The following is a 26,976-nucleotide window of genomic DNA, read 5'->3' as shown; positions in this document are numbered from 1 at the left end:
ACTCATCATGCTGAACCTTGGGCTCCGCAGCCGAAAAACTCCTCTGCGGAGCTTTTTTTTGCGGGTCCGTCCACCTCGCGATTGGCGTTGCGCAATCGGGCAGCATGGAGCGTTCCGGGTTTCCCGGAGGCCTTCGGGTTTGACTTATCCAGCCATATCGATTGTCTCTAGTGCCGCAGGTTGCAGAGACGATTAAGAGGATCCGTGGGGAGCACTGGGACGGGAAGCCCGAGTAAGCCGAACAGGAGCCGGAGCCGGACCTTTTATTGCCATATAGAAGCGCTGAATGTTCACGCAGCTCAATCCAAAATTCCCCTTCGGGTCTCGCAGGCGTGCTGTTTTCAATGTGAACACGTTAGCGCACCGGAACGGCCGGATTGCCTGCCAGTGCAGAGGCGGATCCCCCCGTGCTGGAACAAACGATCAGCGCGCAAGCATCCGGGCCGCAGGGCGTCCAGGCCGCCATTGTTGGAGCTTCGGGGACCCGCTATCCAAATGGTGGCCTCGTCGGGCGCTGAGCTGCGGAATTCCGGTGGGAAAAAACCCATGGAAATGAACGGCGGAATTTTCCGCACGACGCAGGTCGTCTTGGTGCATCTCGCTCCCTGACGGCTGGCCCGGCCGGACGGTCCGCGCCGGTCGCTGTCAGCCGAGCAGGAAATCGATGTCCGCATCGGTCAGCCCGGTCCTGCCCATTTTCGCGTTCTCGTCCCAGAGCATGTCCGCCAGCCCCTGCTTTCGTTCCTGCAATGCGAGGATTTTCTCCTCGATCGTGCCGGTGGCGATCAGTCGGTACACGAATACCGGCCTGGACTGTCCGATCCGGTGCGCGCGGTCGATGGCCTGGGCTTCGACCGCCGGGTTCCACCAGGGGTCGAAAAGGATGACGGTGTCGGCGGCCGTCAGGTTGACGCCAGCACCGCCCGCCTTGAGGCTGACGAGGATGAGGGGAACTTCGCCGTCCTGGAAGCGGCGAATCGGTCGAGCCCGGTCCCGGGTAGAGCCGCGGAGCTGTTCGTAAGAAAGGCCGAGGAGATCGAGATCGCTTGCCAGAAGGTCGAGCATCGTCGTGAACTGGCTGAAGAGGATGATCCTGCGACCCTCCTCGACCAGTTCCGGCACCATTTCCCGCAAGCGCTCGCGTTTTGCCGAGGCGGTGCCTGCCCCGAGCCCGCCCGGCAGAAGCGCCGGATCGCAGCAGATTTGCCGCAACTTGAGCATGGCATCGAGCACGACGATCTGCGAGCGCATCAGCCCGACCCGGTCGATTTCCTCCCGCACACGCTTGTGCATCAACAGGCGCTGGCTTTCGTAGAGCCGCAGCTGCTGCGCGGCGAGTTCGATCCGTTCGGGGACGATCGTCTTTGCGGGCAGGTCGCGTGCGACAGCGTCCTTGGTCCGGCGCAGCATGAAGGGGCGCAGTCGCCGGGCCAGGGCGGTTCGGGCCGCCGCATCGCCCTGTTTCTCGATCGGAGTGCGATAGGCCTTGCGGAAACCCTCGTAGGAGCCGAGCAGGCCGGGGTTCGTCAGGCTGGCAAGGGACCAGAGGTCGGTCAGCCTATTCTCGACCGGGGTGCCGGTCAGCGCGATCACCTGGTTGGCCTTGAGGGTCTCAGCCGCCCGGTATCCCGCGGTCTTGGGGTTCTTGAGGACATGCGCTTCGTCCAGCACGACGAGGGCATAGTCCTGAACGCCGATCAAGGCGCTGTCCCGGGCGAGCAGGGCATAGCTGGTAAGGATCACGTCGGCGTGCGAGAACCCGTCCTCGTGCAGGTCGTGCCGCCCGGCGCCGTGCCATAGCAGGCAGGTCAGGGAAGGGGCAAAGCGTTCGATTTCCGCCTGCCAGTTCGGCAGGACCGAGGTCGGGGCGACCACGAGGATCGGCGCGGAAGCCTTCGAGGAATCGCGGCGGATCGAGAGCATGTGCGAAATGGCCTGAAGCGTCTTGCCCAGGCCCATGTCATCGGCAAGAATTCCGCCCATTCCTGCTTCATGGAGTGCAGCGAGCCATCCGCATCCGGTCGCCTGATAGGCCCGCAGTTGCGCATTCAGGCCGGCAGGCGCAGCGAAGTCGCTTTCCTCCGGGGCATTGAGTCTGGCCGCCAGGAGGCGAAGCCGGTCGCCCGTGGCCCATGGCGTGCCGGAGCCGGCGAGCTCATGGACCATGCCGAAGTCATGGCGGTCGAGCCTGAGCGTTGATGCGCCGTGATCGGCAAGCGCCATGCGCAGGATGGTCTCGATCAGCGGGCGGAGCGTACCCAGCTTCAGGGCAGTGAACCGGCCGCCGCCCAGCGCCAGCGGAATGCGGTAGTCATCGCCGCGTTCGAGAATCTCGCTGCCGCCCGACGCCAGGAGGCGGCGAAGGGCGGGCAGGACGTCGATCCGCTGCCCGTCTTCGAGCCGTGCCGCGAGTTCCACGTCGAACCAGTCGATCGACCCGGGTTTCGTATCCGAAGCGGTTTGCTGGGTGATCTCGATGCCCGGTGCCGTGTTCGCCGCCTCGTCCGGTTCCAGCATCTGATAGGGCCACTTGGGCGCGAATTCGATCAGCCACCCTTCTGCTCGCAGCGCGTGAATTTCGTTGGCCAGGAACTCCGGAAAACCCAGGGTATGCCCGGTATCATCGCCGGGAAACCCATGGTCCCAGCCTTGCTGCGGTTTTGTCTCGTACCGGTCCGACAAGGCGAGCGGGGCGAGTGAACCCCGCGCCAACCGGTCGGCGGCGGATTGTTCGGCCGCGATGTCGCGCACGAGGCGGACAATGCCCTCGGGTCCGTTGGCAATAACTTCGCGGGCACGATCCTGCGCACCGACGCGGTGCCCCTCGTAGTCGAATTCCAGTCTGGCGACTTCCATTTGCTCCGTGCGCGAACGCGCCCGCCAGCCCCAATCGTAGTCTTGTGACTTGAGCTTATCGACGAGCAAGCGCAGCACCGGGCGCGGCACGGTCCCCGAGATGGATGCAGATTCGGGGATTTCCGGCGCGGGCAGGGCTCCCTGGGCGATCTGCTGCCAGCGGTCCGCAAGCTCCGGTATTTCATGGGGAGCAACGGGAGGCATCGCCAGCAGGCGTCCGGTGAGGGCAGGTGAAGCAGAGGCATCGATGAGTTTGAGTTCGCTGCTTTCGATATCGAGATGCAGGGGCGGGTCACCGGCAAAGATCATGAAGCTGCCGGGGACACCGGCAGCCGTGTCGAGACCCACGATCTGCCGGCCGTCGGCCAGTGTTTCCCAATGCAGAATGCCGGTGAAGCGCTGCGGCTTGACTGTCACCACCGGGCCGTCGGGCGATTTCCATCGCAACATGTCTCCGGCGCCCGCCTCCCACAGCCAGCTCCAGCCATGAGGACCGTTCGGGCTGCGGTTCGCCGTGAAATCGCCGCCTGCCGCATGGGTCATTCGTGACAGCAGCCGTACGGCATCGGGCATCAGGTTGCCGCGAGACTGCTGGAACTCCCATGGGTGGGTGACCCGCCAACTCGCTTCGTGGTTCCAGCGGCGCCAGGCGCGGACCTGCAAGGCGTAGCGTTCCGGCGCTACCGGCGCGGGCATGCCCTTGGACGGGCGCTTGCCCTGCTTGAAGAGGCGCACCGGTTCGAGCGTGAAGCACAGGTCCTCGTGCTCGATCCGCGCGGCCAGCCCATCGATGGCGGCACCGTCCAGCCATTCGGCCAGGGCACCGGCAATACCCGACCGCGTTTCAGCTTCCGCCTCGATTCGCAGGCGCGGCTTTTCCGGCTCCTGGAAGCCGTCATGCCCCGACGCGCGCAGAGCGAACAGCAGCGCGGCAACGTGCTTGCAGGCCATTCCGACCGGGCAGGTGCATTCGCTTGCGGGGAGGCCGCCGAAGTCTTCGTCCTCGTCAAAGACGATCGATGTGAAATAATGATTCCTGCCGCTGCCGCGCACCGTCGCGGAGACCATGTCGAGCTGCTCGTCGATCTCGAAGTTCGTCAGGCGGCCCTGCTCGAAGTATCGCAGGCCTGCCTCGACCATGCGGTCCGTCTGCACGGCATCATAGAGCAAGTCGTAGGTGACGGTGGGGATCATCGCCGGTTTGTTTCAGGGGCGGCCCGCGTTGGCAAGTGCGAGTTTTCTGCAATGAACCGCTGTGGTTCGTCTCGCCGGAGCGCCCATACCGGGAGAGGCAGGCAAGTGGAACCCTTCGTGCCGAAACAAGGCGCCGGGAACGCTCGGCTCCGTCAAAATCGATGATTCATTACATCCATCACGTGAGACACGATCTTTAGCACGGCACCCTATGCCGCATTCTCGGCATCCGTGAAGGCGGGTTGACGGGTCCTCGCCATATCCCTTGCAATATTCTTTCCACGCGCGCGCTACGCGGGCGGGCGTATCGACAAGACCTTCGCGATCAGGGGCGTCGCCCGCCCATCGCAAGAGCGTACGTACCGCATCGCAAACACCTTCGGGCACGGCGTCCGGGCCTGCGGTGCTTTCATCATCATCCTGATGATCCGGCACAAACCCCGCCGACATGATGTTCATGATGTATCTCGACACGTTCGCCGCCGAACCAGCGCAGGCGGACCTTCGAGAATGTCCTAGGCTTCTCGCCTGGCCTCTGCGATATGGCCTAACGGGAAGGGAAGCGCAGTGCCAAGGGCGATGGATCCGAACTTGTTGATTGCAAATAGCCGGGTCGCAGCCGTGGTCAGCGACCCACGTTTGACCGACAATCCGATCGTCGCCTGCAACGAGGCCTTCCTCGAGCTGACCGGCTATTGCAGAGAATAGGTCATCGGCCGCAACTGCCGGTTCCTGCGTGGTATCAGAACCGAAACCGAACAAGCCGCGATGCTGCGCGATGCGGTTGCGCAAGTTCGCCCCGCAATGGTCGAGCTCATAAATTATCGAAAGGATGGCACGGCCTTTCGAAACGCCGTGATGGTGGCGCCGCTATTCGACGGCAACGGGGAAATCGAGTTCTTCCTCGGCTCGCAAATGGCCATAGACGATACGCCGGCCAGTCGCCATCAGGAGGCACGTACGCGTATAGAGAGACTGAGCCGGCGGCAGCTCCAGATCCTTCAGTCGCTGGCGCAAGGACGCCTGAACAAGCAGATTGCCTTCGAGCTCGGCGTGACCGAACGGACCGTCAAAATGCACCGTGCGGCGGTCCTGCGCGCATTGGAAGTGCGTACGGTGTCGGAGGCGATCCGGATCGCGATCGAAGCCGGCTTCTAGAGCGTACGCTGCGCAGCGAAGCGCGCTAGCTCGAGGAGGCAATCGGCTTTCTCGCCAAACGGCACCAGAGCCCTCTTGCAGGATGCAAGAAGACGCTGCGCCTCGAGCACAGCATGTTCCGTGCCCAAGACCATGACCGCATTTTTTCGGTTGTTGACGGCGTCCTTTCGCAATGCCTTGCCTACTGCCCGCTCATCGCCGGCCACGTCCAGGAGGTCGTCTTGCAACTGGAACAGCAGGCCAAGATCTTCCGCGAAAGCTATCAGTGCCGCGCGGTCACCAGCGTTAGTTCCGGCCAGCAGGATGCCGGCTTCGACCGCATAGCGTACAAGTGCTCCAGTCTTTCGAACCAGGCAGGCGATAAGATCCTCCCGGGAAATGTCATCACCCGGGTAGAGGTCCATCATCTGGCCACCGGAAAGGCCGTCCTGGCCGACCGTCTGCGCAAGGCGCAGTACCAGTTCACCGCGTACAGGCGCTTGCGGGTGCGTGCGCGGATCTGCGATGATCTCGAACGCGAGCGCCAGCAGTGCATCACCAGCAAGGACCGCTGTTGCCTCGTCGAAACGGCGATGCACGGTCGGCTGGCCACGCCGCAGGTCGTCGTCGTCCATGCAGGGGAGATCCTCGTGAACAAGGGACTGGGCATGAACGCATTCGATGGCGGCGGCAGCGCGCAGCGCCTGTCTTCTGCACCCGCCCAGCATCTGGGTGACTGCAACGGTGAGCGCGGCCCGAAACCGCTTGCCACCTGCAGTCGCCGCGTAGCGCATGGCATCAGCGAGACGCCGACTGCGCGCAGGAGAATCGCCGATCGCTTCGGTAATGGCGTCGTCAACGTCCCGGCGAATGTCGGCCAGGAATTCCATAGGGGAAGCCGGTTCCTGATCCGGCGGCATCACCGATACCGCTCGGAAGCGCATACCTTCTTCCGTTCCCGCAATCTCGTCGAACTCGAAGCCTTGCTCGCGCAGCCATGCGCAAACCTCGACGATTGTCTCGTCCGGGGCTGATGCTGCTGCGCTGAGGCCAACGATCGTGGCGCTGGCTGGAAAGCGCTGCGCTAGGTCTCCGGCGCCTTCGACCAGCATTCCCTGCCGGCAGCCGGCTGCAATTGCGGTTTCCACGAGGCGCTGTGCGTTCGAGGACATTGGATCACCGACGATCAGCATCAGATCACATTGCGCCGCGATCCGGGCGACCGCATTCTGGCGATTGGTCGTGGCATAACAGATGTCGCTCGAGCGCGGGCCCACGCAATCGGAAAAACGGGCCTCTATCGCCTTGATCATCGTCGCTGCCTCGCCGACGGAAAAGGTGGTCTGAACGGCATAGGCGACCGGTGTGTCGTCGGGTAGCGATAAGGCACTGACATCGGCTGCATCCGATACCACCGAGATCGCTCCGCAGGGTACCTGACCGACCGTCCCGATAATTTCAGGATGGTCGGCGTGGCCGACCAGCACGACATGGCGGCCGTGCAGGTGCCACTGGACAACTTCCGAATGCACCTTGGCGACCAGGGGACAGATCGCATCTATAATCCGCAGCTTGCCGCGCCGAGCTTCCTCCTTCACGACAGCCGCAGTCCCATGGGCGGAGAGTATCGCGACAGCGCCTTCCGGTATTTCGCTCACTTCCCGCACGAAGATAGCGCCGCGCTCTTCAAGGTGCCGGACGACCCTGCGATTGTGCACGATGGCTCTGCGAACGTAGACCGGAGCGCCATAGGCATCCAGTGCGTCCTCGACCGCCTCGATCGCGCGCCGCACTCCTGCACAGAACCCACGGGGATTGGCCAGCAGCACGAGCTTGCGCGAAACCGAGTGACGGTGATCCCTGTGTATGCCCGTTGAACCTGTCATGCATCATCCTGTCACACTGACATTCTTTCAACTTTCTCGAGAAATTGCCATCTTCCCCTTTGGACAGGTTGCGACATCGGGGCGATCTCATACCCCAAGAATTATTCCGGCCCCGCAATCATGGCGATTCCTTCATGCCTTCCAGATCTTCAGCTATGATCGTGTCTCATTGCGTGGTGTAGGATCGAGGGCGTGGCCACGTCGATCTCCGGCCAAATCGGGGTGATCAGGCTGCCATGTGGGGCAACGTGATGGCGCTGTTATTGCTTAATCCCGCAACGCTCTCAAGCGTCATGTAGCGGGAGCGCTGGACAGCCCATTCATCGTTCTGTTCCAGCAGGATAGCGCCGATGAGCCGGGTTATCGCTTCTTCGTTGGGGAAGATCCCGACCACCTCTGTGCGACGCTTGATCTCGCCATTGAGGCGCTCGATGGGGTTGTTGGAATGAAGCTTGGTGCGATGCTGGGTGGGGAATGTCATGTACGCCAAGACATCCTCCTCGGCGCTATCCATCAGGGCGGACAGCTTCGGGACGGGAGACCGCAGCTGATCTGCGACCGAGCGCCACTGGCTTTTCGCCGTTTCGGGTGTGCCCTGGGCAAAGGCTGTGGCGATGAACGCCGAGACGACGCGGCGGCCACTCTTGCCGGCGTGTGCCAACGCGTTACGCATGAAGTGGACACGGCACCGCTGCCAAGTGGCGCTCAACACCTTGGCGACTGACGCCTTGATGCCCTCATCGGCATCCGAGATTACCAGCTTCACGCCGCGCAGGCCTCGCCGGGCCAGACTGCGCAGGAACTCGGTCCAGAAGACCTCGGCCTCGGAGTGGCCGATTGTCATGCCGAGCACCTCGCGGCGGCCGTCGCTGTTCACGCCGACCGCGATGATCACGGCAACCGATACGATCCGGCCAGCGCGGCGAACCTTGATGCAGGTGGCATCCAGCCAGACGTGAGGCCAGTCGCCCTCGATTGGCCGATCGAGGAATGCTTTTAGGCGGACGTCGATTTCTTCACACAGCCGGTTCACTTGGCTCTTTGAGATGCCGCTCATGCCCATGGCTTTGACCAGATCGTCGACTGATCGTGTCGAAATTCCTTGGATATAAGCCCCTTGGATGACGGCGGTCAGTGCCTTCTCCACCATCCGGCGCGGTTCCAGAAACCCGGGAAAGTAGCTGCCTTTGCGCAGCTTTGGAATCCGGAGCTCCACCGTGCCGGCCCGCGTCTCCCAGTCCCGCTCACGCTAGCCGTTGCGCTGAGCGACGCGTTCCGGATCCTTTTCGCTGTACGCCGCGCCGGTGCGTTCCCCGACCTCCATCTCCATCAGCCGCTGCGCTGCAAAGCCGATCATCTCGCGCAGAAAATCGCCATCAGCCGTTTTTCCAATCAAGGCCTGTACGTCCATCATCGGTGTCTCCGTAAGTTGAGTTTCGCAACCCAAGCTTATCCGAATCGCCGATGGCCACCCGCGAAACTGACCGTCCGCTGCCGCGCTTTATTGGTCAGCGCGCGGCCGGTCAGCTTCGCTACCCTCAGAACCTACACCACTCCGCGGGACATATCCGGGTTCTTTTCCAACCGGCTCTCCGGGAAGTCTGCGACTGCCAATCTAAAGAGTCGAATTTGGGTGGCGATTAACCCGTGGCGCTCCATCCTCCGCCAAGAGCACGAAACGATGCAATCGCGCCTCGCGTTGCTGCGGCGCGCGCCTGAATTGCGCCATCGCGGGTCTCAAGCAGGCGACGGTCGGCGTCCAGCACCTCGATCAGGCTGGCCATCCCGCCCTTGTAGGCGGCCATGGAGGAATCTCGCGCCCGTGACAGCGAGCCTTCGCCCTGGGCAAGAGCCGTCGCACGCGCTTCCTGTTGCAGCAGTGTGGAGAATGCGTCCTCGACATCCTGCGAGGCACGCAGAACCGTCAGGCGGTAAGCCGCCAGCGCTTCGACATTGCGCCCCTTGGCAGCCTTGATCTCGGCGTCGACCCGCCCGAAATCAAACAAGCGCCAGCGCAGGCCAAACACGCCATTGGCCTGCGTGGCATTGCCGGAAAACAGGCCACCTGCAGCCGTGGTCGCCGTTCCCAACAGGCCGCTGAGGGAGAATTTCGGATAATATTCCGAAACCGCCACACCAATGCGCTCGTTGGACGCGGCAAGCGCGCGCTCCGCAGCCATGATATCGGGGCGGCGGCGCAGCAAGGCGGCCGGCCCTCCGGCCGTGGAAATCGCGGGCGGTGCGGGGACATGCGACAATGCAGCGAGTTCAGGGCGCGTCGTGCCGGGCTGAACGCCGATCAACACGTCGAGCGCGTTCATCGCCATGTCGAGTTCGTTTTGTAGCGCGGGCAAGGAGGCCCGGACCTGCGCCAGAGCGCCTTCCGCTTGCCTCAACTGCAGTTCGGCAGCCACACCCTTGCGATATTGGAGCGCCACGAGATCGACCAGTCGCTGCTGGGTTTCGAGTTGCGAGCGCGCGACATCGAGCCGCGCCTGCAACATTCGGATGGCAACATAGGTGTCGGCGATTTGCGCCGCGACGGATAGGCGCGCGGCAACCGCGCCGGCTTTTGACGCCTGCCAGTCGGCGCGCGCCGCATCGCGAGCAGCGTCGCGCCCCCCGAACAGGTCGATTTCCCAGCTGGCACCGAGGTTCAGCTCATAGGTCTCGGTCGACCGCTCAAACTGGGGAAAAGCACTGCCGATCCGTCCGATAGGAGTCTCGCGGGACTGATAGACCTCACCGGCCTGTCCGCTGAGCTGACCGGAGGGCATAAGCGCGGCATCCGCACCCTTAAGCGCCGCGCGCGCCTGGACGACGCGTGCGGCCGCCTGCTGGAGATCGAGATTCTGCGCCAGTCCCCGTTCGACAAGGCTTGTAAGCAGCGGATCGTTGAACGCGCGCCACCATGCAACCAGGTCTGCGGCCTCCGATGCGAACGATCGCGCCTCGACCTCTGGTCCGCTCATAAAAGCGGCCGGCTGTATCGACACCGGGGCTACATAGCGTGGCCCAACTGCGCAGCCGGCAAGAAGGACGGAGCCGCCTGCGGCGGAAAGGATCGAGTTCAGGGGACGCATCGCTTCCTCAGGACGCAAATAACAAGATATGACCGATATATATAATGGTCACTCGTTGTCAATTGTGTCGTGTGTCATTATGCTTGAGCGATGAGCAGCAGCACCAACACCAATGACGCCCCGGTCCGAGGGCCCGCCGAACATGCCGTGCGCGACCAGATCATCGCGGCGGCGCACGAATGTTTTGCCCGCTACGGCTATGCCAAGACTACCGTGTCCGACCTCGCCAAGGAGATCGGATTCTCAAAGGCCTATATCTATCGCTTCTTCGAGTCGAAGCAGGCGATCGGAGAGGCAATCTGCGGTTCGCGACTGGGGCAGATCGTAACAGAGGCGCGCGCTGCGATCGATCAAGGCAGCAGCGCGACAGATCGTCTTCGTCGAATGTTCAAAAGCCTGACGACCCGAAGCGTCGACCTCTTTTTCCATGACCGCAAGATCTATGACATCACGGCTCATTCTGCTGCTGAGCAGTGGAGTTCGTCCGTGGCGTACAAGCAGACGCTCAACGACATGCTTGCTGACATTATCAAGAGCGGCAGGGAAAGTGGCGAGTTCGAGCGCAAGACGCCGCTCGACGAGACTTGCCGGGCAATCTTCTATGCGATGATGCCCTTTGTCGATCCGCTTCATCTCGAGCGCAATCTCGACCTGCTTCCCGAAGCTCCAGCTGAAGTGATGAGCCTCATTCTGCGCAGCCTGGCTCCGTGATATGATGACCAGTGACCTATTGACATAAACGTCACAAGGAAACAATGCTCCTCCAAAGTTCGGAGGAATCAGCCTTGTCGAGTCGTTTTCTAGGAGCGGGCCTTTGCGTCCTTGCTCTCCCGCTTTCCCTCGCAGCATGCAGCAAGGCGGATGGCGACCCGCGTACGGAGCCGCCCCTGGTAAGGGTGATGACGTCCGCGTCGCAGGGCGGAATCAATCGCGAATTCACCGGTATCGTCGCAGCTCGTGTGCAGAGCGATCTGGGTTTCCGGGTCGGCGGCAAAGTGATCGAACGCCTCGTAAATGCCGGACAGTTCGTACGGCGCGGCCAGCCGCTTATGCGGATCGATAAGACCGATCTCGCGCTTGCAACGCGGGCATCGCAAGAAACGGTGCAGGCCGTGCGTGCACGCTCGGTGCAGACCGCAGCCGACGAGAGGCGTCTGCGCGACCTCGTTGCCGCGGGAGCGGTCTCGGCTTCCACTTACGATCAGGCAAAGGCCGCAGCGGATTCGGCCCGTGCTCAGCTCGCGGCGGCGGAAGCGCAGGCCCGAGTTTCGCGCAACGAAGCGAATTACAGCCTCCTCATGGCCGATGCCGACGGCACGGTCGTCGAGACGTTTGCGGAACCTGGGCAGGTGGTGGCAGCAGGCCAGATTGTTGTCCGGCTGGCCCGGTCCGGCCCACGCGAAGCCCTGGTGCAATTGCCAGAGACGATCCGACCGGCGACCGGCTCGACGGCCCGTGCCCGCACTTATGGCGGCGCGACGGGGCCGGCGCGCCTGCGTCTTCTTTCCGATGCTGCCGATCCGGCGACGCGCACCTTCGAAGCCCGCTACGTTCTCGAAGGCGCACCGGCGGACGCTCCGCTCGGATCGACGGTTACTGTTTCGCTGGCGCAGCCCGGAGATGCGTCATCGACCGTGGTGCCCCTCGGCGCAATTCGGGACGAGGGCAAAGGTCCCGGTGTCTGGGTGATCCGCTCCGGCTCGCCCGCGAAGCTCGCGTGGCGGCCTGTGCGGATCGCGGCGGTCGGTGAGGAGACTGCGACGATCGCATCGGGCCTCAAGGCAGGTGAACGCTTCGTTGCCATGGGAGCCCACATGCTGCACCAGGGCCAGGCCGTGCGCACTGCGCTGGTGCCGGGAGCCGCGCAATGAGCGAGCATGCGCCCGAAAAGCGGGGTTTCAACCTCTCCGCGCTCGCCGTGCGCGAGAAATCCGTCACTCTCTTCTTCCTGATTACCATCGTCGGTGCAGGTATCTTCTCCTTCCTCAGCCTTGGCCGGGCGGAAGACCCCAGCTTCACCATCAAGGTCATGACCGTGGTTACCGCCTGGCCTGGCGCGACCGCACAGGAAATGCAGGACCAAGTCGCCGAGCCACTCGAGAAGCGGTTGCAGGAACTGCGCTATTACGACCGCAGTGAAACCTTCACGCGGCCCGGCCTTGCCTTCACCACGCTGACGCTGATCGACAAGACGCCCCCCAAAGAGGTGCCGGAGCAATTCTACCAGGCCCGCAAGAAGCTGGGCGATGAAGCCGCGAAGCTGCCTCAGGGCGTGGTTGGGCCTTTCATCAACGACGAATATGGCGACGTCACGTTCGCTCTTTACGCGTTGAAGGCAAAGGGCGAACCGCAGCGGCTGCTCGCGCGCGAAGCGGAGAGCCTGCGCCAGCGATTGCTCCACGTTCCCGGCGTCAACAAGATCAACATCGTCGGCGAGCGTCCCCAGCGCATCTATGTCGAGTTCGCCCAAGAGCGTTTGGCGACCCTGGGTGTATCCCCTCGCGATATCTTCACGGCGCTTGCGAGCCAGAATCTGATCACCCCTGCCGGTGCGATCGAAACGAAGGGTCAGCAAACCCTGGTGCGCCTGGATGGCGCCTTCGACGACCTGACGAAGATCCGTGATGTGCCGATTGTCACCAACGGGCGGACACTGCGCCTGTCTGATATCGCCAAAGTGACGCGCGGCTATGAGGATCCGGCGACATTCCTGGTTCGCAGCGAGGGCGAACCCGCCATTCTGCTTGGAGTCATCATGCGCGAGGGCTGGAACGGCCTCGATCTTGGCAAATCGCTCAAGGCCGAGATCGAGAAAATCTCGTCCGAGCTGCCGGTGGGCATGAGCCTGACGCCGGTGACCGATCAGGCCGTGAACATCAGCGAAGCCGTCGACCAGTTCATGCATACATTCCTGGAAGCGCTTGCGATCGTGATGATCGTCAGCCTCGTCAGCCTCGGCTGGCGGGTAGGCATCGTCGTCGCGGCCGCCGTGCCGCTGACGCTTGCGGTGGTGCTGGTCATCATGTGGGCAACTGGCCGGGTCCTCGACCGCATCACGCTGGGCGCGCTCATCCTCGCGCTTGGCCTTCTGGTCGATGACGCCATCATCGCCATCGAGATGATGGTCGTGAAGATGGAGGAAGGTTACGACCGCATCAAGGCCTCGGCCTATGCCTGGAGCCACACGGCCGCACCGATGCTGGCGGGCACGCTACTGACGGTCATCGGCCTGATGCCGGTTGGGTTTGCCCAGTCCACGGCCGGCGAATATGCCGGAAACATCTTCTGGGTAGTAGGCTTTGCCCTCATCGCCTCCTGGTTCGTGGCGGTGATCTTCACCCCTTACATGGGCGTGAAGCTGCTGCCCAATATCAAGCCGGTCGAAGGCGGGCATTCCGCGATCTATGAGACGCCGCGCTACCAGAAGGTGCGCCGGGTCATAGGTTGGGCGGTGCGCCGTAAGAAGCTCGTCGCACTGGCGACCCTTGGCGCATTCCTTGTTGCCGGCGCGGGTATGCCGCTGGTGAAGAAGCAGTTCTTTCCCGCTTCCGACCGGCCCGAAGTGCTGGTCGAGGTGCAGATGCCAAAGGGCACTGCGATCGCCCAGACGGCGAAATCCGCCCAGGAGGTCGAGGCCTGGCTGCGCAAGCAGCCGGAAGCCAAGGTCGTCACAACCTATGTCGGACAAGGCGCTCCGCGCTTCTTCATGTCCCTTTCGCCTGAGTTGCCCGATCCGTCGTTCGCCAAGATCATCGTGCGCACGCCGGATGAGGAATCGCGTGATGCGCTCAAGGTCCGCTTGCGCCGGGCTGCGGCAGATGGGCTCGCGCCTGCTGCACGCGTGCGCGCGACGCAGCTCGTGTTTGGTCCCTATTCGCCGTTCCCTGTCGCCTTCCGTGTCAACGGACCCGATCTCGCAACGGTCCGCTCCATCGCGGCCAAGGTCCAGAACGTCCTTCAAGCCGATCCCATGATGCGCACCGTCAACAGTGACTGGAGTGAGCGGGCGCCCGCGCTGCACTTCGTGCTCGACCAGGATCGTCTGCGCGCGATTGGCCTCTCCTCCAGCGACGTAGCGCAACAGCTTCAGTTCCTTTTGACCGGCGTCACCGTGAGTCAGGCTCGTGAAGACATCCGTACTGTCGATGTCGTAGTGCGCTCTGAGGGGCCCGATCGGCTCGATCCGGCGCGTATCGGCGACTACACCCTCACCGGCGCGGACGGGCAGCGCATCCCGGTCAGCCAGATTGGCCGGATGGAAGTCCGTATGGAGGACCCGATCCTCCAGCGCCGCGACAGGGTGCCGACCATCACGGTGCGCGGCGATATCGCCGATGGGCTTCAGCCGCCCGACGTATCGGCGGCGATGGCGAAGAAGCTGCAACCGATCATCGACGATCTGCCGGTCGGCTATCATATCGACATGGCGGGCTCGATCGAGGAGGCTGGCAAGGCCAATGCCGCGCTTGCGCCGATCTTCCCTATCATGATCGTGCTGATGATGATCGTGATCATCCTTCAGGTGCGCAGCCTGTCGGCAATGTGGATCGTCCTGCTGACAGCGCCGCTCGGCCTGGTTGGGGTGGTGCCGATCCTGCTGCTGACGGGCCAGCCCTTCGGGTTCAACGCAATCCTGGGGCTCATCGCGCTCGCGGGCATCCTGATGCGCAACACGCTGATCCTCATGGGCCAGATCCACGACAACGAGCATGCCGGACTGTCTCCTTTTGATGCGGTGGTCGAGGCGACGGTCCAGCGCTCGCGTCCCGTCATCCTGACAGCGCTGGCTGCCGTGCTGGCGTTCGTGCCGCTCATCGGTTCGGTGTTCTGGGGATCCATGGCGGTGACGCTGATTGGCGGCACCTTGGGCGGAACCATCCTTACCCTGTTGTTCCTGCCCGCGCTCTACGCACTCTGGTATCGCATCGCGCCGCCATCGGGCGATGATCGGTCGGCCGCGCAGGCCACCGCGCACGGCCCGGCGCCACAGGAACGCTCGGCATGAGCAGCGCCATCTTCAGGGTAAGGTTCGAACTATCGGGAGATGTTCCATGGCAATAAGTGGGAGGTTGCGCGGCACTTGGTCCAGCCTGTGGCGCTATCTCGAGGCGCTCGACCACGCCGCCGCCTATGATCCGCTCGAAGAGCAGCGGCGGTGGATCGACGGTCTCGAGGCCCGCATTGCAGAGGTGGAGGCGGCGCTGTCGTCGGTACAAGAGGGGCCTGGTTTCAGGGCGCCTAAGTCGTGAAGCTGAAGGCAAGTACAGACGATCCACCGAGGGTGAGAAGACGCTGGCGGGGTTTGCACAGGATTATGACCTGCATCCCAACCAGATTACGACCTGGCGCACGTAGTTGCTCGAAGGGGCGGCCGGCGTGTTCGGCTCAGAGAAGGCCTCGGACGAGACCGCCGTCGACGTGAAGGCGCTACTCGCCAAGATCGGCAAACTGACGCTGGCGAACGATTTTTTGGAAGGCGCGCTCGGCAAGGCAGGTCTGTTGTCGAGCGCAAAGCGATGATCGACCGAACGCACACCTTACCGGTGAAGCGTCTGGCGAAGGAACTGGGGATCAGCCGGGGCAGTGTCTATTATCTGCCCCGGCCGGTTTCGTCGGAGAATCTCGCGATCACGCGGCGCATCGACACGTTACACCTGGAGTTTCCGTTCGCGGGAAGCCGAATGCTACGTGATTTCCTGCGCCAGGAGGGCATCGCGATCGGCCGCTGCCATGTCGCGAGCCTGATGAAGAAGATGGCGATCGAGACCGTCTACTGCCGCCCCAGCACCTCGAAGCCGGCGGCAGGGCACAAGATCTACCCCTATCTCCTGCGCAAGCTGCCGATCGTGAGGCCGGGTCAGGTATGGACGACAGACATCAGCTAAATCCCCATGGCCCGAGGCTTCGTCTATCTGGTGGCCATCTTCGACAGGTTCAGCCGCAAGATCCTCAGCTACCGGATTTCGATCACGCTGGAGGCCGATTTCTGCGTGGAAGCAATCGAGGAAGCCCTGGCGCGCTATGGCAAGCCGGAGATTTTCAATACGGATCAGAAGAGCCAATTTACGAGCCAGGCCTTCACCGGCGTGCTCCGGCGCGAGGGTATCGCGATTAGCATGGACGGCCGCGGCCTTTGGCGCGACAATGTCGTCGTCGAGCGGCTGTGGCGGTCGGTGAAGTACGAGGAAGTCTACCTGCACGCCTAAGTTTCGGTCAGCCGATCGACTTCGGTTGCCGCTGCCCCGGACGCCCTGGGCGCTTCGAATGCGTGCGGCGCGCTTCGTCACAAACCCTGGACGACCACCTTGCCCTTGGCTCGCCCGGTTTCGACATAAGCGAGGGCTTCCGCCGTCTGCGCAAACGGAAAGACCTTGTCGAGGACCGGGCGGATCGCTCCGGCATCGATAAGCTTCGCGATCTCGGCCAGTTGGCGCCCATCCCCGCGCATGAACAGGAAGGTATAGTCGACGCCCCGGCGCGTCGCCTTTCTCACGATGCCCCGGCTCAGCACTCGCATCACGAAGCGCAGGACCAGGTTCATACCCATCGATTGGGCAAAGGCGGTGTCTGGCGGGCCCGAGATTGAGATCAGCTTGCCGCCCGGCTTGAGCACGCTCAAGGACTTTTCCAGCGTCCGTGCATCCTGACTGTTGAGCACGAGGTCGTACCCGGACAGCAGCTGTTCGAAATCCTGCGTCTTGTAATCGATCACCACATCCGCGCCGAGGCTTCTGACAAGTTCGGCATTCGCGGCACTGGTGGTGGTGGCGACGGTCGCGCCGAGATGCTTGGCCAGTTGAATGGCAAATGTGCCGACACCACCCGAACCGGCCTGGATGAACACCTTCTGGCCGGGCTTCACCTTGCCCACCTCGACCAGGGCCTGCCAGGCGGTAAGGCCGACCAGCGGAATCGACGCGGTCTCTTCCATCGACAGGCTGGCCGGTTTCAGCGCGAGGTCCGCGGCGTTTACCGCGATCATTTCCGCAAAGGTGCCCACGCGCCCGTCGCGCGGGCGCGCGTAGACCTCGTCTCCGGCCTTGAACTGCCGCACTTTGGCGCCAGTGCGGATCACCGTTCCGGCTAGGTCATGCCCCAGGATGAAGGGCGGGCGGTAGGGCAGGAAAAGCTTGAACTCACCGTCGCGGATCTTGGAATCGAGAAGGTTGACCGCGGCGGTATGGATGCGAACGAGTACATCGTCGGCACCGATCTCGGGATCGGGCATGTCGCCCAGGCGCAGCGCACCCTTCTTCTTGTACTTGTCGACGACAAAGGCTTTCACGTGCGGTCTCCAGCGTTCGATGCTGTCAGGTCAATCGGCGAGAAAAGTCAGGGCTTTCGAGACGAACTCGCCATGGTACTGGAAGATGCCGCCATGGCCGGCATCGGGGTAGATCACCAGTTCGGCATTCGGAATGCGCCTGGCCATGTCGTGGCTGTTCACGGTCGGCACCATGATGTCGTTGTCGCCATTGGCGACAAGCACTGGAATAGTGATGCGCGTGAGATCTTGCGGAGCCTGACGCCCCCACGCCTTTATCGCCGCAAGCTGGCGCAGGAAGGCGCGCGGCGTCGGTCCCTTGTCCCGATCTGCCTTGCGTTCCTGCAATCGGGCGAGAAAGTCCTTGGCCGCGCGGCGGCCATTGGCGGTGGCGGTGAAGAAGAGATAGGTCTTCGGGTCGCGCGCCGTCAGCATCCCCTTGAGGATCAGCGGCCAGGAGATGGCGCCGACTCTATCGATGCCGGTGCCGCCCGCAGGGCCGGTGCCGGTGAGGATCAGCTTGCGCACCAGCCCCGGCGCCCTGAGCGCGAGGTCCTGGGCGACGAAGCCCCCCAGCGAGAAGCCCAGCAGATCGACCTTGGTGAAGCCTAGCGCCCCGATGACGGCCTGCATGTCGCGCGCCATCTCCCCTACCGTCACCGGAGCCGACCCGCCGGAGAGACCGATCCCGCGATAGTCGAGCGCGATGACGTGGCGCGCGGCGGCAAGTCCGTCGACGATGCGCGGATCGAAATTGTCCAGCACCGCGCCCCAGTGGTTGAACAGGACCAGGGGCGTTCCGCCGCGTGGGCCGAGTTCGCGGTAGGCGAAGCGGACTTTGCCCGCGGTCACGAAGCGTTTGGGAGCGTCGCGATAGGAGCTTGTCGATGCGGTTGAGGTGGGTGCGTTCGTCATGATGGGCCTCTCGTGCCCGCACGCGGGCCGGTGGAAAGAACGGGTCTTTCAGGCGATGTTGAACTGCTTGCGCAGGGTGCGATCGAACAGCGCGCGCGGCAGGAAGCGCCGGGCAAAGGCCGTTTGTCGTGCGTCCTTGCCCGAAGGATAGCGCAACTGCGGCTTGCGTGCCTGTGCCGCGGCGACAATGGTTTCCGCAACTGCCTCCGCAGTGTCGCCATTCGCCATGGCCACGGCGAATGCGGCCTGGTAGCGCGCGAAGGTCTGTCCATAGGCCGAGACTGGCCGGTCGCCGCGCGGGGAATTGTCCTCGATGGACGTCTTCGTCGCCCAGGGCTCGATCACGGCGACGCGAATGCCGAACGGTCGCACTTCGTGGTCGAGCGATTCCGAATAGCCTTCGATCGCGTGCTTGCTCGCCGTGTAATGGGCACCGAAGGGACCGGGGATCAGTCCCATGACCGAGCCGATATTTAGGATACGTCCGCCGGCCTGGCGGCGCATGATCGGAAGCACCGCGTTCGTGACCCGGACAACGCCCAGATAGTTGGTGTCGAACAATGAGCGGACCTGCTCGATCGAGCTCTCCTCCGCAGCGCCGGAGATGGCGTATCCGGCATTGTTGACGAGAAGGTGGATGGAGCCGACTTCGGTCTGCGCGGATGCCACTGCGGCAGCGACCGAGGCGTCCGATGTGACGTCGCACGCGATCATGCGTATGCCGTCGCGAACCTCGCCGGGTGCCGCCTTGCGGCTAGTGCCGATCACCCGGTAGCCCGCGCGCATGAGCGCAAGTGCGGCCGCTTTGCCGATGCCGCTGGAGGCGCCGGTCACGAATGCTGTATTCGATGCGTTGGATGCAAAGGTCACCATGGCTTTGTTCTCGATCTGGCGTAAGGCATAGGCTGTGCTGCCGTTGGTTGTCGGGGAATGAGGACGACGGGTGTGCCGGGGGCCGCCCCGCGGCACGGCCCCCGCAGGCTCAGGTGCTCGAAGTGTCGGTGAAGCGGGGATAGTCGGTGTAGCCCGCCGCACCGCCGCCATAGAGCGTAGCCGGGTCGATCTCGGCGAGCGGCGCGCCGCTCTGCAGCCGCTCCACCAGATCCGGATTGGCGATGAACGGCCGTCCGAAGGCGATCAGGTCGGCCTTGCCCTCCGCAACGTGCTCGGTCGCAAGGCCGAGATCGTAACCGTTGTTGGCGATGTAGGTCTTCGAGAAGCGGCGGCGCAGCGACCCGTAATCGAAGTGCGCGATGTCGCGCGGGCCACCCGTTGCACCTTCGACGACGTGAATGTAGGCGATGCCGAGCGCTTCAAGCTGGTCGACGATATAGTCATACTGCGCCTGGGGATCGCTGCAGGAAATGCCGTTGGCGGGCGAGACCGGCGAAATCCGGATGCCGGTACGCGCCGCCCCGATTTCCTGTGCCACCGCAGCCGTGACTTCCAGCATCAGCCGTGCGCGGTTTTCCACCGAGCCGCCATAGGCGTCGGTGCGGACATTGGCCCCGTCCTTGGCGAACTGCTCGAGCAGATAGCCATTGGCACCGTGCACCTCGACGCCGTCGAAGCCCGCCTCGATCGCGTTGGCAGCAGACTGGCGGAAATCTTCCACGATGCCGGCCAGTTCCTCGATCGCCAGCGCGCGGGGCTCGGAGACCTCGACGAAGGCGTTGTTGACGAAGGTCTTGGTCTCGGCGCGGATGGCCGAGGGCGCGACCGGCTGGCCACCGTCAGGCTGGAGATCAACATGGCTGATCCGGCCGACATGCCAGAGCTGGAGGACGATGCGACCACCTTTTTCGTGCACCGCCGCGGTCACTTTGCGCCAGCCTTCGATCTGGTCACGGGTATAGATGCCGGGCGTGTCCTGATAGCCCTGCCCCTGCTGCGAGACCTGTGTTGCCTCCGAGATGATCAGTCCGGTCGAAGCGCGCTGGGCGTAATATTTGGCGGCCAGGTCACCGGGCACCAGGCCGGGACCGGCGCGGTTGCGGGTGAGTGGTGCCATCACGATCCGGTTCGAAAGCGGGATGGCGCCGAGAGTGTAGGGTTCGAAAAGCGTATTGCTGGTCATGAAGCACCTGGAATGTGGTCGCTGTTGCAACAAAGACTTGGGAATGGCGTGGTACTCAGGCGGGCGTGCGATAGCGCTCGGCAGGCAGGGCGTTGACGATGTTGCCGACCATCGCTTTGCGCGCGTTGTCGAACGCATCCCATTGCCCGACATCGTGCAGCGGCGGGATGGTCACCGGCTCGCGGCGGTCGAAGCCGACCAGGGCCGCATCCACCAGATCGCCCACTTCCATGACGTTGTTCATGGCATTGACGTCTGCGCCGACATGATCCCAGATCTCGGTGCGCGTCGTCGCCGGAAGCACTGCCTGGACGTAAACACCTTTCGGCCCGAGTTCCTGCGCGAGACCCTGCGACAGGAACAGCACGAAGGCCTTGGTCGCGCCATAGACCGACATGCCGAACTCGGGGGCCGCGCCGACGACCGAGCCGATGTTGACGATCGCTCCTTCGCCAGCCTCGGCCAGACGCGGCGCGATCGCCTTGGAAAGGCGCAGTAGCGCGGTTGCGTTGAGCGACACGAGCCTGGTCATGTCCTCGACGCTCTGGTCGACAAAGGTTCCGCCGACCGCCGTCCCGGCATTGTTGACCAGGATTCCAATGCTTGCATCCTCACGCAGCCTGGCCTCCACCTTGGTGAGATCCGCTGGCTGGGTGAGATCGGCTGGGAGAATGTCGATCGTGACGCCAGTCTCCTGGCGCAGGCGGGTCGCCAGCGCCTCCATCCGCGCCGCGTTGCGCGCGACCAGCACCAGGGCGTGGCCGCGCCGCGCGAACCGCTCGGCGTAAGTGCCGCCAATGCCGGGGGAGGCACCGGTGATCAGAACTGCAGGAATGTCGCTCATCGGATTGCTCTTTCTGTTTCAGGCCCTATATTCATGACGATGATCATGATTGGTTAAATATGATGACCATCATTTAAATGTCAACGGCGGTGAAGGAGAAATTTTTGACATGAAGGTCAGCCGAGAAAAAATGGCGGAAAACCGCGCCCGGATTCTCGAGGTCGCCAGCGGCTTGTTCAAGGACAAGGGCTTCGAGGCGGTCAGCGTTGCCGAGGTGATGAAAGCGGCAGGCCTTACCCATGGCGGGTTCTACGGGCACTTCCGCTCGAAGGACGATCTGGTGGCGCAGGCGCTTGCGCACGCGCTCGCAGCGGACAGTTTAGAAGACGGAACGTTCAGCGACTTCGTGCAATCCTACCTGGCCCCACGACACCGGGACAATCCGGGCGGTGGTTGCCCGGCAGCGGGGCTCGCCGCTGCCATTCGCCATCAGACGCCTGCCGCGAAAGCCGCCATGACGGAGGGGCTGCGCACGCAAATCTCGCGCATCGAACAGTCGCTGCCGGGGTTGCCCGCACCCGACAAGCGCCGCGCTGCGATTGGAAGTTGGGCAGCGATGGTTGGCGCCGTCATCCTGGCGCGAGCGGTCGACGACCCACAATTGTCGGACGAGGTGCTCGCGCAAACGCGGGCATGGATTGACGCCAGCGTCAGATAGATTGTTGTCGCGATGGAGAGGAAATGGGTGCCCTTGGTATCGTTGGCAGAGGTGGCCTGATGGCCACGATCACTCATGTGCACACACTGGCCTATGCTGCCGAAATGCTCGGCGAGGACGTGGAGCTGTTGCAAGCCATCATCTGGAGCGGCGACAATCTGACATACGGCAGCATCATCAGCGTTTACACTGGCCCCGATGAGACCATTACGGCGCTCACCGACGATGGCGTCGACGAATTGTCAGATATGCTTCGTGAGGCACGTCGCACCACCCAGACCTGGCACGGCTTTCTCGATGCCTTCGTCGGCGACCCCGAACTCGCTACGCGCTTCAAGGCCCAACCACGCCGGCATCTATCTGAGATCCGCAACTTGTCGTGAAGCGCAGCTCGCTGACTGACTCGCCTGCAGACTCGGCATCTCCAGAATTTCAAAATGGCCGTTAGGCGAATGTCCGGATCGGAGCCGGGTCGCAGGAATAGCTGGCTGTCGTGCGGAGACAGCAGTCGACCCTTCCCGCTCGCTTAATCGCTGATTTGCTTTCCTCAAGAGCAGAACGGCCGCTATCCCTGAGGCTCCATAACGGATTGTCGTCCCTTACGTCGCGCGACTGGACCTCCAGCCAAGGGACGCCACGATGTCATGGAATAAGGCCGGCTTTCTGTAGGTGATCTCGTGCTGTGCGATCTCGACCTGCGCCGCGAGAGCTGCGTTAGGACGATGGAAATTTTGTATGCGTGATCGAAACGATCGTCCCCGGGTATCCGCCTTCGATCTCAACGGTCGCATGCAACTGACTGGCCAAAGCGTCGACGATACTTTTGCCGAGGCCCGGTTTTGCATCGACCAGCATCTCGGGCGTGCCAACGCCGTCATCGCTGACCGACAACGTCCAGCCGACATCTTGCACGTGATAATCGACGAGGATCTTTCCATCGCGTCCCCCGGGGAACGCATGCTTGAGTGCATTGATGACCAGTTCGGTGACAATCAGTCCGAGGCTGACCGAGATATCGGCAATCACGCTGGTCCCGTCGGCGGTCACCGCGATCGACACCTTGTCATGATCGTGGATCATCGAGGCGCCGAGGCTTTCGCATAGCTGGGTAAAATAGCCGCGCAGTTCGACATCGCCCAACCGCGATGCCGCGAGTTGCTGTTGGAGGCTGGCGATCGACATGACCCTATTGTGCGCATCGTGGAGATGTCCGCGCGCTTCGTCCGACTGCACCCGCCGCGCGCTCTGTAGGAGCACGCTCGCAATGATCTGGAGACTGTTGGCGACGCGGTGCTGAAGCTCCTGGAGCAGGATAGCCCTCTCGCGGAGCAGGTCATCCTTGAGCTTCTCGCTAAGCCGTGCCTCCGTTACGTCGGAGATAGTCAGGAGCAGACGAACTTGTTCCGGTTCGCCATACTCGAGCTTCTGGGCACTCAGAACGAGGCGCCGCGGAGAAGGCATGCCCTTCAGGTCCATCTCATAGGCGTCGATCATGGCATGGCCCGATAGGGTGGCGCCGAGCAACGAGCGAAGTTGTGGCACGTCCCACTCGCCTGCGCCGAGTGCGAACACCAACTGTCCGCTGACATTCGGCGGATCAAGGCCAAAAGTGCGGTAAAAAGATGCGCTGCCGGCGATCACCGTCAAATCCCCGTCGAGAAGCAACGCGGGCGCGGCGGAGGAGGCCAGGATCGCCAGCGCAAGACCTTGGGCGACATCGGGATGGATAGGTCGGTTCATGATGATGCCCCTTTCCGGGGAAACCGGAAAGCTCGCAATCATGAAAGCTATTCCGGGAAACTGCGAATCCGGCACTCCTTCCAGGAGGACAGGGACTGGCAGATGCACCATAGCACCGATCACGTATAAGCCCGGCATCTATTCGACGACGGGCAAATGTCCCCTATCCCGGGCAAGGCTCGTCCGGATCAGTCGGCGCTCCTGGGCGCGGCCCGGTAATAGTCGGTCACGCGCCGGCCATAGGCTTCATCGAATACAGGTGCTGAATCCGGCCGAAAACTCGGCGCGCCTTCCAGCATTCGTTTGTCGATGCTCGCCACATATCCGCCCTCGGTCTCTTCGAAGCGAAAAGCCGACCAGGGAATGGGGTGATAGCTCTGCCCCAATCCGAGAAATCCCCCGGTGGACAGGATAATATAGGCGATCTGCCCGGTCCGCTCATCCAGGACAAGTTTGGCGATCGTACCCAGCTTGTCACCGTCGCGGCCATGCACGGCCTTGCCGCGAATGTCGTCGGCGGAGATCAGGGCAGCCGCGCCGACGGGCGCGGCTGGTGCTTCTGCATTGGTGTCCATGGCTTGGCTCCTTTCAGTGAAAGCCAAGGGCAGCAGGCGCCGCCCCGGACCGGACATTCTCAGACGAGACTGTGCTTCAAAGTGCTGGTTTGGTCGTGCCCGGCCTTCACAAAGGCGAAGGCGTCGCGAATGATATCCCGTGTTGCGGGTTGCAGGTCGGTGTCCCTCAACGCGATTTCGAACTTTGCCTTGATATGATCCTCGCCGCGCTCGACTTCGTCGATGATTGCCTTGTCGCTCTTGCCGGCGAACGCGTGCTTGAGGTCCATGAAGATGCGATGAGCCGCGCCCAGGAAACTGGAGTTATCCTCGGGGTCACCCCCCAGTCCGCGCACTTCTGCCTGCAGGGAAGCAACGACCTGTCTGCGATCGCGCGCGAAACCTGCAAACAGGTCGACGAAGCGCGTACTCTTCGCCTCGGCGGCGGCATCCTCGAAGCCTTTCAGGCTATCGAAAGTCGTGGCGATCAGTCCGTTGAGCACCGAAATGTCATGCTTGTTATTCATGTCTGTATCCTTGATTTGGGCAGCGTCAGGAACCTGAGGGAATGGGCCCGGCTCATTATGGCGCTCAATTTGCCGAGAGGGCCGATGGCAGCAGCGCACCGCCCTGCTGGAGTTGCTGCTCGATGATCGGCACGCCGTTTCCGGCAACCTGTTTGAGCGACTGGTCAACGCCATCTTCGGCATAGCCCTTGTAGGCAGCCCAATTGCCTTGCTGAACTTGTGCGGACTGGGTGAGATAGAGATTGTCGAACGATCCGCGAGGCGTGCTTCGTAACATCTTCAGCATCGAGGCGCGTTCGGCCGACAATCGGGTGGTCGGTCGGGCGATCCTGCGCTGATCGTTGTTCAGCGAGGCTAGCAGCGTCTGCTGGGAGGTTTGCGACTCTGAGATGATTCGCCGGGCATAGTCCTTGACGTCGCTGCGCTGCGAGCGTGTGAGGCTGAGCCGACTTGCAGCGATCTGAAACTGGTTGGCGTCGGATGCTGCAGCCAAGAAGGCCGGGCCATCGAGGCCATGGATTGGCGCGACGCCCACATCACCGCTGGAATATCTACCTGTCGTTGCGGGTATGGTTGATTGGGAGAGGGCGACCGTGGGGGCGCCGAGCATTGCCGTTCCGATCAGGACGGAGATCATTACACGCTTCATGTTGATGTTCCTCGCAAACGCAAATGCCGTTGACGACGGTAATAAAATCTACGTTTGCTATATGACTGCAAGCACATGTTCCAGGATGAAAAGCATTCGCTTGGAGCTATGAAAGAACGATCCACATCAAATAAAGTTTTAAACATTGCGCCTTTATTTGGAAATTACGGCTATAATGCTGATAAGTTTGAATAATAATATTGTTTAGTGTGAGGCGTATAAGTTTTGGAACAATTATGCCGATTGGATGGTTCGTGCAATTCCGGTTGCGATGTGCCGACGTGGCCAAAATCGTCTTCTGGATCACGGGAGAAGGATTTTGGGAATCATCATGTGGCTCGTCGTCGGCGGCATCATCGGCTGGCTCGCAAGCGTGATCATGCGCACGGATGGACAGCAGGGCATCATCCTCAACATTGTGGTCGGCATTATCGGTTCCTTCATCGGGGGCCTGGCTTTCGCGCAAGGCGACATCAACAATGCGCCGCTCACATTCCTTACATTCCTGGTGTCGCTTGCGGGGGCAGTTATCCTCCTCACAATCGTCAATCTTATTCGCCGCGGATCGATACGCTGACACCCCTCACCCTTGTCGTCCTGGCGGGCGTCATGGCAGCCATTTGACCATGCTGGCCATCCGGCATCGCACATCCTACCATTATCGCCAGCAGGTGCAGCTTGGGCCACATCGACTGATGCTGCGTCCGCGCGAAGGGCATGACATCGGACTTGTGTCCTTCGATCTCGACATCACGCCCGATGCAGGCATTTCCTGGGCAAGCGATGTGGCGGGCAACATGGTCGCGACCGCAACTTTTGTGGCCATGACCGACAGTCTGATCATCGAAAGCCGATCACTGCTCAGGACAGGCGCTGTCGCCTGGCCTATATTCGACATCGCCACGTCCGCGATCAACTATCCGTTTCGATACAGCGACGACGACTGGACGGATCTCGGCAGTCTGACTGTCATGCAGTATCCTGACGATGCCCATCGGCTGCGGGATTGGGCGCAAGCGTTCGTCGGTGGAAATCCTACCGATACACTTGCACTTCTGAAGGATTTGAACGCCGGGATGCCGAACTGGATCTCCTATCAGGCTCGCGACGACGAAGGCACGCAATCACCTCTGGAGACGCTGAACCGTGGCTGGGGATCATGCCGCGATTTCGCGGTGCTGTTCGTCGAAGCAGCGCGCGGCCTTGGTTTTGGCGCACGGATCGTCTCTGGTTACCTCGATAATCGTTTGGAAAACCTCATCGGCCGGCATGCGAGTGGATCTACCCATGCCTGGGCGGAAGTCTTTGTGCCTGGCGCCGGCTGGATCACCTTCGATCCTACCAATCGCAGCGTCGGTGGCTTCAACCTTGTGCCGGTAGCCGTTGGGCGTGAGATTCTCCAGGTGACGCCGGTCAGCGGAAGTTACGGGGGACCTGCGGACATGCTGGACCACATGACTGTGAAAGTAGATCTGCACTGACAAGCGCTTACGTCGCGGATCGCAGCGCTGCCTAGCGATATGGACCTTCGCCCATGGCAATTTGCCTGTCACACACCATATGAGGTTCATCTCACTTCCGAATGCCTCGTG

Annotated in this window: 21 protein-coding genes and 3 pseudogenes; 10 read left to right on the top strand and 14 right to left on the bottom strand. The window is 62.4% G+C overall.

The annotated features are described in order from the left end of the window. Window positions 1-645 precede the first annotated feature (645 nt). Together ACZ1II_RS22765 and ACZ1II_RS22760 are read right to left on the bottom strand one after the other, a co-directional pair. Window positions 646-4,050, bottom strand: coding sequence for a DEAD/DEAH box helicase (locus ACZ1II_RS22765; protein WP_465145813.1), 3,405 nt, complete (start codon window positions 4,048-4,050; stop codon window positions 646-648). Between the two features lie 234 nt (window positions 4,051-4,284). Beyond that, window positions 4,285-4,500: pseudogene (locus ACZ1II_RS22760) on the bottom strand (GTP cyclohydrolase I); the annotation flags it as partial. 261 nt (window positions 4,501-4,761) lie between these two features. On the opposite strand from ACZ1II_RS22760, the gene ACZ1II_RS22755 reads away from it, so the two are divergent. Further along, the gene (locus ACZ1II_RS22755) at window positions 4,762-5,208 is read left to right on the top strand and encodes a response regulator transcription factor (protein WP_465147370.1); all 447 of its coding nucleotides are present in this window, start codon (window positions 4,762-4,764) and stop codon (window positions 5,206-5,208) included. Here the strand turns inward: ACZ1II_RS22755 and ispH are convergent. The 3 genes and pseudogenes from ispH to ACZ1II_RS22740 form a co-directional block, all read right to left on the bottom strand. Further along, window positions 5,205-7,073 carry a 4-hydroxy-3-methylbut-2-enyl diphosphate reductase gene (ispH, locus tag ACZ1II_RS22750; RefSeq protein WP_465145812.1) on the bottom strand — a complete coding sequence of 623 codons (1,869 nt, stop codon included), beginning with the start codon at window positions 7,071-7,073 and terminating at the stop codon, window positions 5,205-5,207. The two genes, ACZ1II_RS22755 and ispH, sit on opposite strands and share 4 nt — an antisense overlap. Before the next feature lie 226 nt (window positions 7,074-7,299). Beyond that, a pseudogene (locus ACZ1II_RS22745) lies at window positions 7,300-8,487 on the bottom strand (IS256 family transposase). A gap of 226 nt (window positions 8,488-8,713) precedes the next feature. Continuing rightward, window positions 8,714-10,156 carry an efflux transporter outer membrane subunit gene (locus ACZ1II_RS22740; RefSeq protein ID WP_465145811.1) on the bottom strand — a complete coding sequence of 481 codons (1,443 nt, stop codon included), beginning with the start codon at window positions 10,154-10,156 and terminating at the stop codon, window positions 8,714-8,716. A 90-nt stretch (window positions 10,157-10,246) separates the two neighbouring features. Here ACZ1II_RS22740 and ACZ1II_RS22735 point away from each other — a divergent pair, with 90 nt between their 5' ends. The 5 genes and pseudogenes from ACZ1II_RS22735 to ACZ1II_RS22715 all read left to right on the top strand — a co-directional run. Then, a complete protein-coding gene (locus ACZ1II_RS22735) occupies window positions 10,247-10,867 on the top strand; it encodes a TetR/AcrR family transcriptional regulator (RefSeq protein ID WP_465145810.1) in 621 nt (206 codons plus the stop codon). Between the two features lie 188 nt (window positions 10,868-11,055). Next, window positions 11,056-12,027, top strand: coding sequence for an efflux RND transporter periplasmic adaptor subunit (locus ACZ1II_RS22730; protein ID WP_465145809.1), 972 nt, complete (start codon window positions 11,056-11,058; stop codon window positions 12,025-12,027). Further along, entirely contained in the window at window positions 12,024-15,161 is a 3,138-nt protein-coding gene (locus ACZ1II_RS22725; RefSeq protein WP_465145808.1) for an efflux RND transporter permease subunit, read from the top strand. The genes ACZ1II_RS22730 and ACZ1II_RS22725 overlap by 4 nt, the downstream gene beginning before the upstream one ends. Window positions 15,162-15,225: 64 nt before the next feature. Beyond that, a complete protein-coding gene (locus ACZ1II_RS22720) occupies window positions 15,226-15,405 on the top strand; it encodes a hypothetical protein (protein ID WP_465147376.1) in 180 nt (59 codons plus the stop codon). Continuing rightward, window positions 15,380-16,359 (top strand): annotated as a pseudogene (locus tag ACZ1II_RS22715) (IS3 family transposase); the annotation flags it as partial. The gene ACZ1II_RS22720 and the pseudogene ACZ1II_RS22715, both read left to right, overlap by 26 nt. Before the next feature lie 80 nt (window positions 16,360-16,439). Here ACZ1II_RS22715 and ACZ1II_RS22710 read toward each other — a convergent pair. The 5 genes from ACZ1II_RS22710 to ACZ1II_RS22690 form a co-directional block, all read right to left on the bottom strand. After that, window positions 16,440-17,441: an NADP-dependent oxidoreductase gene (locus ACZ1II_RS22710; RefSeq protein ID WP_465145807.1), complete on the bottom strand. Its 1,002-nt coding sequence runs from the start codon at window positions 17,439-17,441 to the stop codon at window positions 16,440-16,442. A 30-nt stretch (window positions 17,442-17,471) separates the two neighbouring features. Then, window positions 17,472-18,335 carry an alpha/beta fold hydrolase gene (locus ACZ1II_RS22705; protein ID WP_465145806.1) on the bottom strand — a complete coding sequence of 288 codons (864 nt, stop codon included), beginning with the start codon at window positions 18,333-18,335 and terminating at the stop codon, window positions 17,472-17,474. Between the two features lie 48 nt (window positions 18,336-18,383). Continuing rightward, window positions 18,384-19,208: an oxidoreductase gene (locus ACZ1II_RS22700; protein WP_465145805.1), complete on the bottom strand. Its 825-nt coding sequence runs from the start codon at window positions 19,206-19,208 to the stop codon at window positions 18,384-18,386. Between the two features lie 109 nt (window positions 19,209-19,317). Then, the gene (locus tag ACZ1II_RS22695; protein ID WP_465145804.1) at window positions 19,318-20,412 is read right to left on the bottom strand and encodes an alkene reductase; all 1,095 of its coding nucleotides are present in this window, start codon (window positions 20,410-20,412) and stop codon (window positions 19,318-19,320) included. A gap of 55 nt (window positions 20,413-20,467) precedes the next feature. Then, on the bottom strand, window positions 20,468-21,256 hold the full coding sequence (locus ACZ1II_RS22690; RefSeq protein WP_465145803.1) for an SDR family NAD(P)-dependent oxidoreductase: 789 nt from the start codon (window positions 21,254-21,256) through the stop codon (window positions 20,468-20,470). Window positions 21,257-21,365: 109 nt separating this feature from the next. On the opposite strand from ACZ1II_RS22690, the gene ACZ1II_RS22685 reads away from it, so the two are divergent. Both ACZ1II_RS22685 and ACZ1II_RS22680 read left to right on the top strand, forming a co-directional pair. Then, on the top strand, window positions 21,366-21,914 hold the full coding sequence (locus ACZ1II_RS22685; protein ID WP_465145802.1) for a TetR/AcrR family transcriptional regulator: 549 nt from the start codon (window positions 21,366-21,368) through the stop codon (window positions 21,912-21,914). A gap of 59 nt (window positions 21,915-21,973) precedes the next feature. Then, window positions 21,974-22,297, top strand: a complete 324-nt coding sequence (locus tag ACZ1II_RS22680; protein ID WP_465145801.1) for a hypothetical protein — start codon at window positions 21,974-21,976, stop codon at window positions 22,295-22,297. 331 nt (window positions 22,298-22,628) lie between these two features. Here the strand turns inward: ACZ1II_RS22680 and ACZ1II_RS22675 are convergent, their stop codons facing one another. The 4 genes from ACZ1II_RS22675 to ACZ1II_RS22660 form a co-directional block, all read right to left on the bottom strand. Beyond that, a complete protein-coding gene (locus tag ACZ1II_RS22675; RefSeq protein ID WP_465145800.1) occupies window positions 22,629-23,696 on the bottom strand; it encodes a sensor histidine kinase in 1,068 nt (355 codons plus the stop codon). Window positions 23,697-23,842: 146 nt separating this feature from the next. Continuing rightward, window positions 23,843-24,229: a PRC-barrel domain-containing protein gene (locus tag ACZ1II_RS22670; RefSeq protein WP_465145799.1), complete on the bottom strand. Its 387-nt coding sequence runs from the start codon at window positions 24,227-24,229 to the stop codon at window positions 23,843-23,845. 59 nt (window positions 24,230-24,288) lie between these two features. Continuing rightward, complete coding sequence (locus ACZ1II_RS22665) at window positions 24,289-24,711, bottom strand: ferritin-like domain-containing protein (RefSeq protein ID WP_465145798.1); 423 nt, start codon at window positions 24,709-24,711, stop codon at window positions 24,289-24,291. An 88-nt stretch (window positions 24,712-24,799) separates the two neighbouring features. Then, window positions 24,800-25,384, bottom strand: a complete 585-nt coding sequence (locus tag ACZ1II_RS22660; protein WP_465145797.1) for a DUF4142 domain-containing protein — start codon at window positions 25,382-25,384, stop codon at window positions 24,800-24,802. Between the two features lie 319 nt (window positions 25,385-25,703). Between ACZ1II_RS22660 and ACZ1II_RS22655 the strand changes: the two genes are divergently transcribed. Beyond that, on the top strand, window positions 25,704-25,961 hold the full coding sequence (locus ACZ1II_RS22655; protein ID WP_465145796.1) for a GlsB/YeaQ/YmgE family stress response membrane protein: 258 nt from the start codon (window positions 25,704-25,706) through the stop codon (window positions 25,959-25,961). Window positions 25,962-26,010: 49 nt separating this feature from the next. Beyond that, a complete protein-coding gene (locus ACZ1II_RS22650; protein ID WP_465147369.1) occupies window positions 26,011-26,865 on the top strand; it encodes a transglutaminase family protein in 855 nt (284 codons plus the stop codon). The last annotated feature ends 111 nt before the right edge of the window (window positions 26,866-26,976 follow it).

It is taken from the genome of Novosphingobium sp. BL-S-20 (genome assembly GCF_055521635.1).
This window is presented reverse-complemented; position numbering and strand designations above follow the sequence as displayed.

Bases quoted from the DNA above. Each gene is read 5' to 3' on its own strand.
- ACZ1II_RS22685 (WP_465145802.1), top strand. From the start codon at position 21,366: ATGAAGGTCAGCCGAGAAAAAATGGCGGAAAACCGCGCCCGGATTCTC.
- ACZ1II_RS22670 (WP_465145799.1), bottom strand. From the start codon at position 24,229: ATGGACACCAATGCAGAAGCACCAGCCGCGCCCGTCGGCGCGGCTGCC.
- ACZ1II_RS22730 (WP_465145809.1), top strand. From the start codon at position 11,056: ATGACGTCCGCGTCGCAGGGCGGAATCAATCGCGAATTCACCGGTATC.
- ACZ1II_RS22680 (WP_465145801.1), top strand. From the start codon at position 21,974: ATGGCCACGATCACTCATGTGCACACACTGGCCTATGCTGCCGAAATG.
- ACZ1II_RS22765 (WP_465145813.1), bottom strand. From the start codon at position 4,050: ATGATCCCCACCGTCACCTACGACTTGCTCTATGATGCCGTGCAGACG.
- ACZ1II_RS22660 (WP_465145797.1), bottom strand. From the start codon at position 25,384: ATGAAGCGTGTAATGATCTCCGTCCTGATCGGAACGGCAATGCTCGGC.
- ispH (WP_465145812.1), bottom strand. From the start codon at position 7,073: ATGACAGGTTCAACGGGCATACACAGGGATCACCGTCACTCGGTTTCG.
- ACZ1II_RS22725 (WP_465145808.1), top strand. From the start codon at position 12,024: ATGAGCGAGCATGCGCCCGAAAAGCGGGGTTTCAACCTCTCCGCGCTC.
- ACZ1II_RS22650 (WP_465147369.1), top strand. From the start codon at position 26,011: ATGCTGGCCATCCGGCATCGCACATCCTACCATTATCGCCAGCAGGTG.
- ACZ1II_RS22705 (WP_465145806.1), bottom strand. From the start codon at position 18,335: ATGACGAACGCACCCACCTCAACCGCATCGACAAGCTCCTATCGCGAC.
- ACZ1II_RS22735 (WP_465145810.1), top strand. From the start codon at position 10,247: ATGAGCAGCAGCACCAACACCAATGACGCCCCGGTCCGAGGGCCCGCC.
- ACZ1II_RS22690 (WP_465145803.1), bottom strand. From the start codon at position 21,256: ATGAGCGACATTCCTGCAGTTCTGATCACCGGTGCCTCCCCCGGCATT.
- ACZ1II_RS22695 (WP_465145804.1), bottom strand. From the start codon at position 20,412: ATGACCAGCAATACGCTTTTCGAACCCTACACTCTCGGCGCCATCCCG.
- ACZ1II_RS22700 (WP_465145805.1), bottom strand. From the start codon at position 19,208: ATGGTGACCTTTGCATCCAACGCATCGAATACAGCATTCGTGACCGGC.
- ACZ1II_RS22675 (WP_465145800.1), bottom strand. From the start codon at position 23,696: ATGATTGCGAGCTTTCCGGTTTCCCCGGAAAGGGGCATCATCATGAAC.
- ACZ1II_RS22740 (WP_465145811.1), bottom strand. From the start codon at position 10,156: ATGCGTCCCCTGAACTCGATCCTTTCCGCCGCAGGCGGCTCCGTCCTT.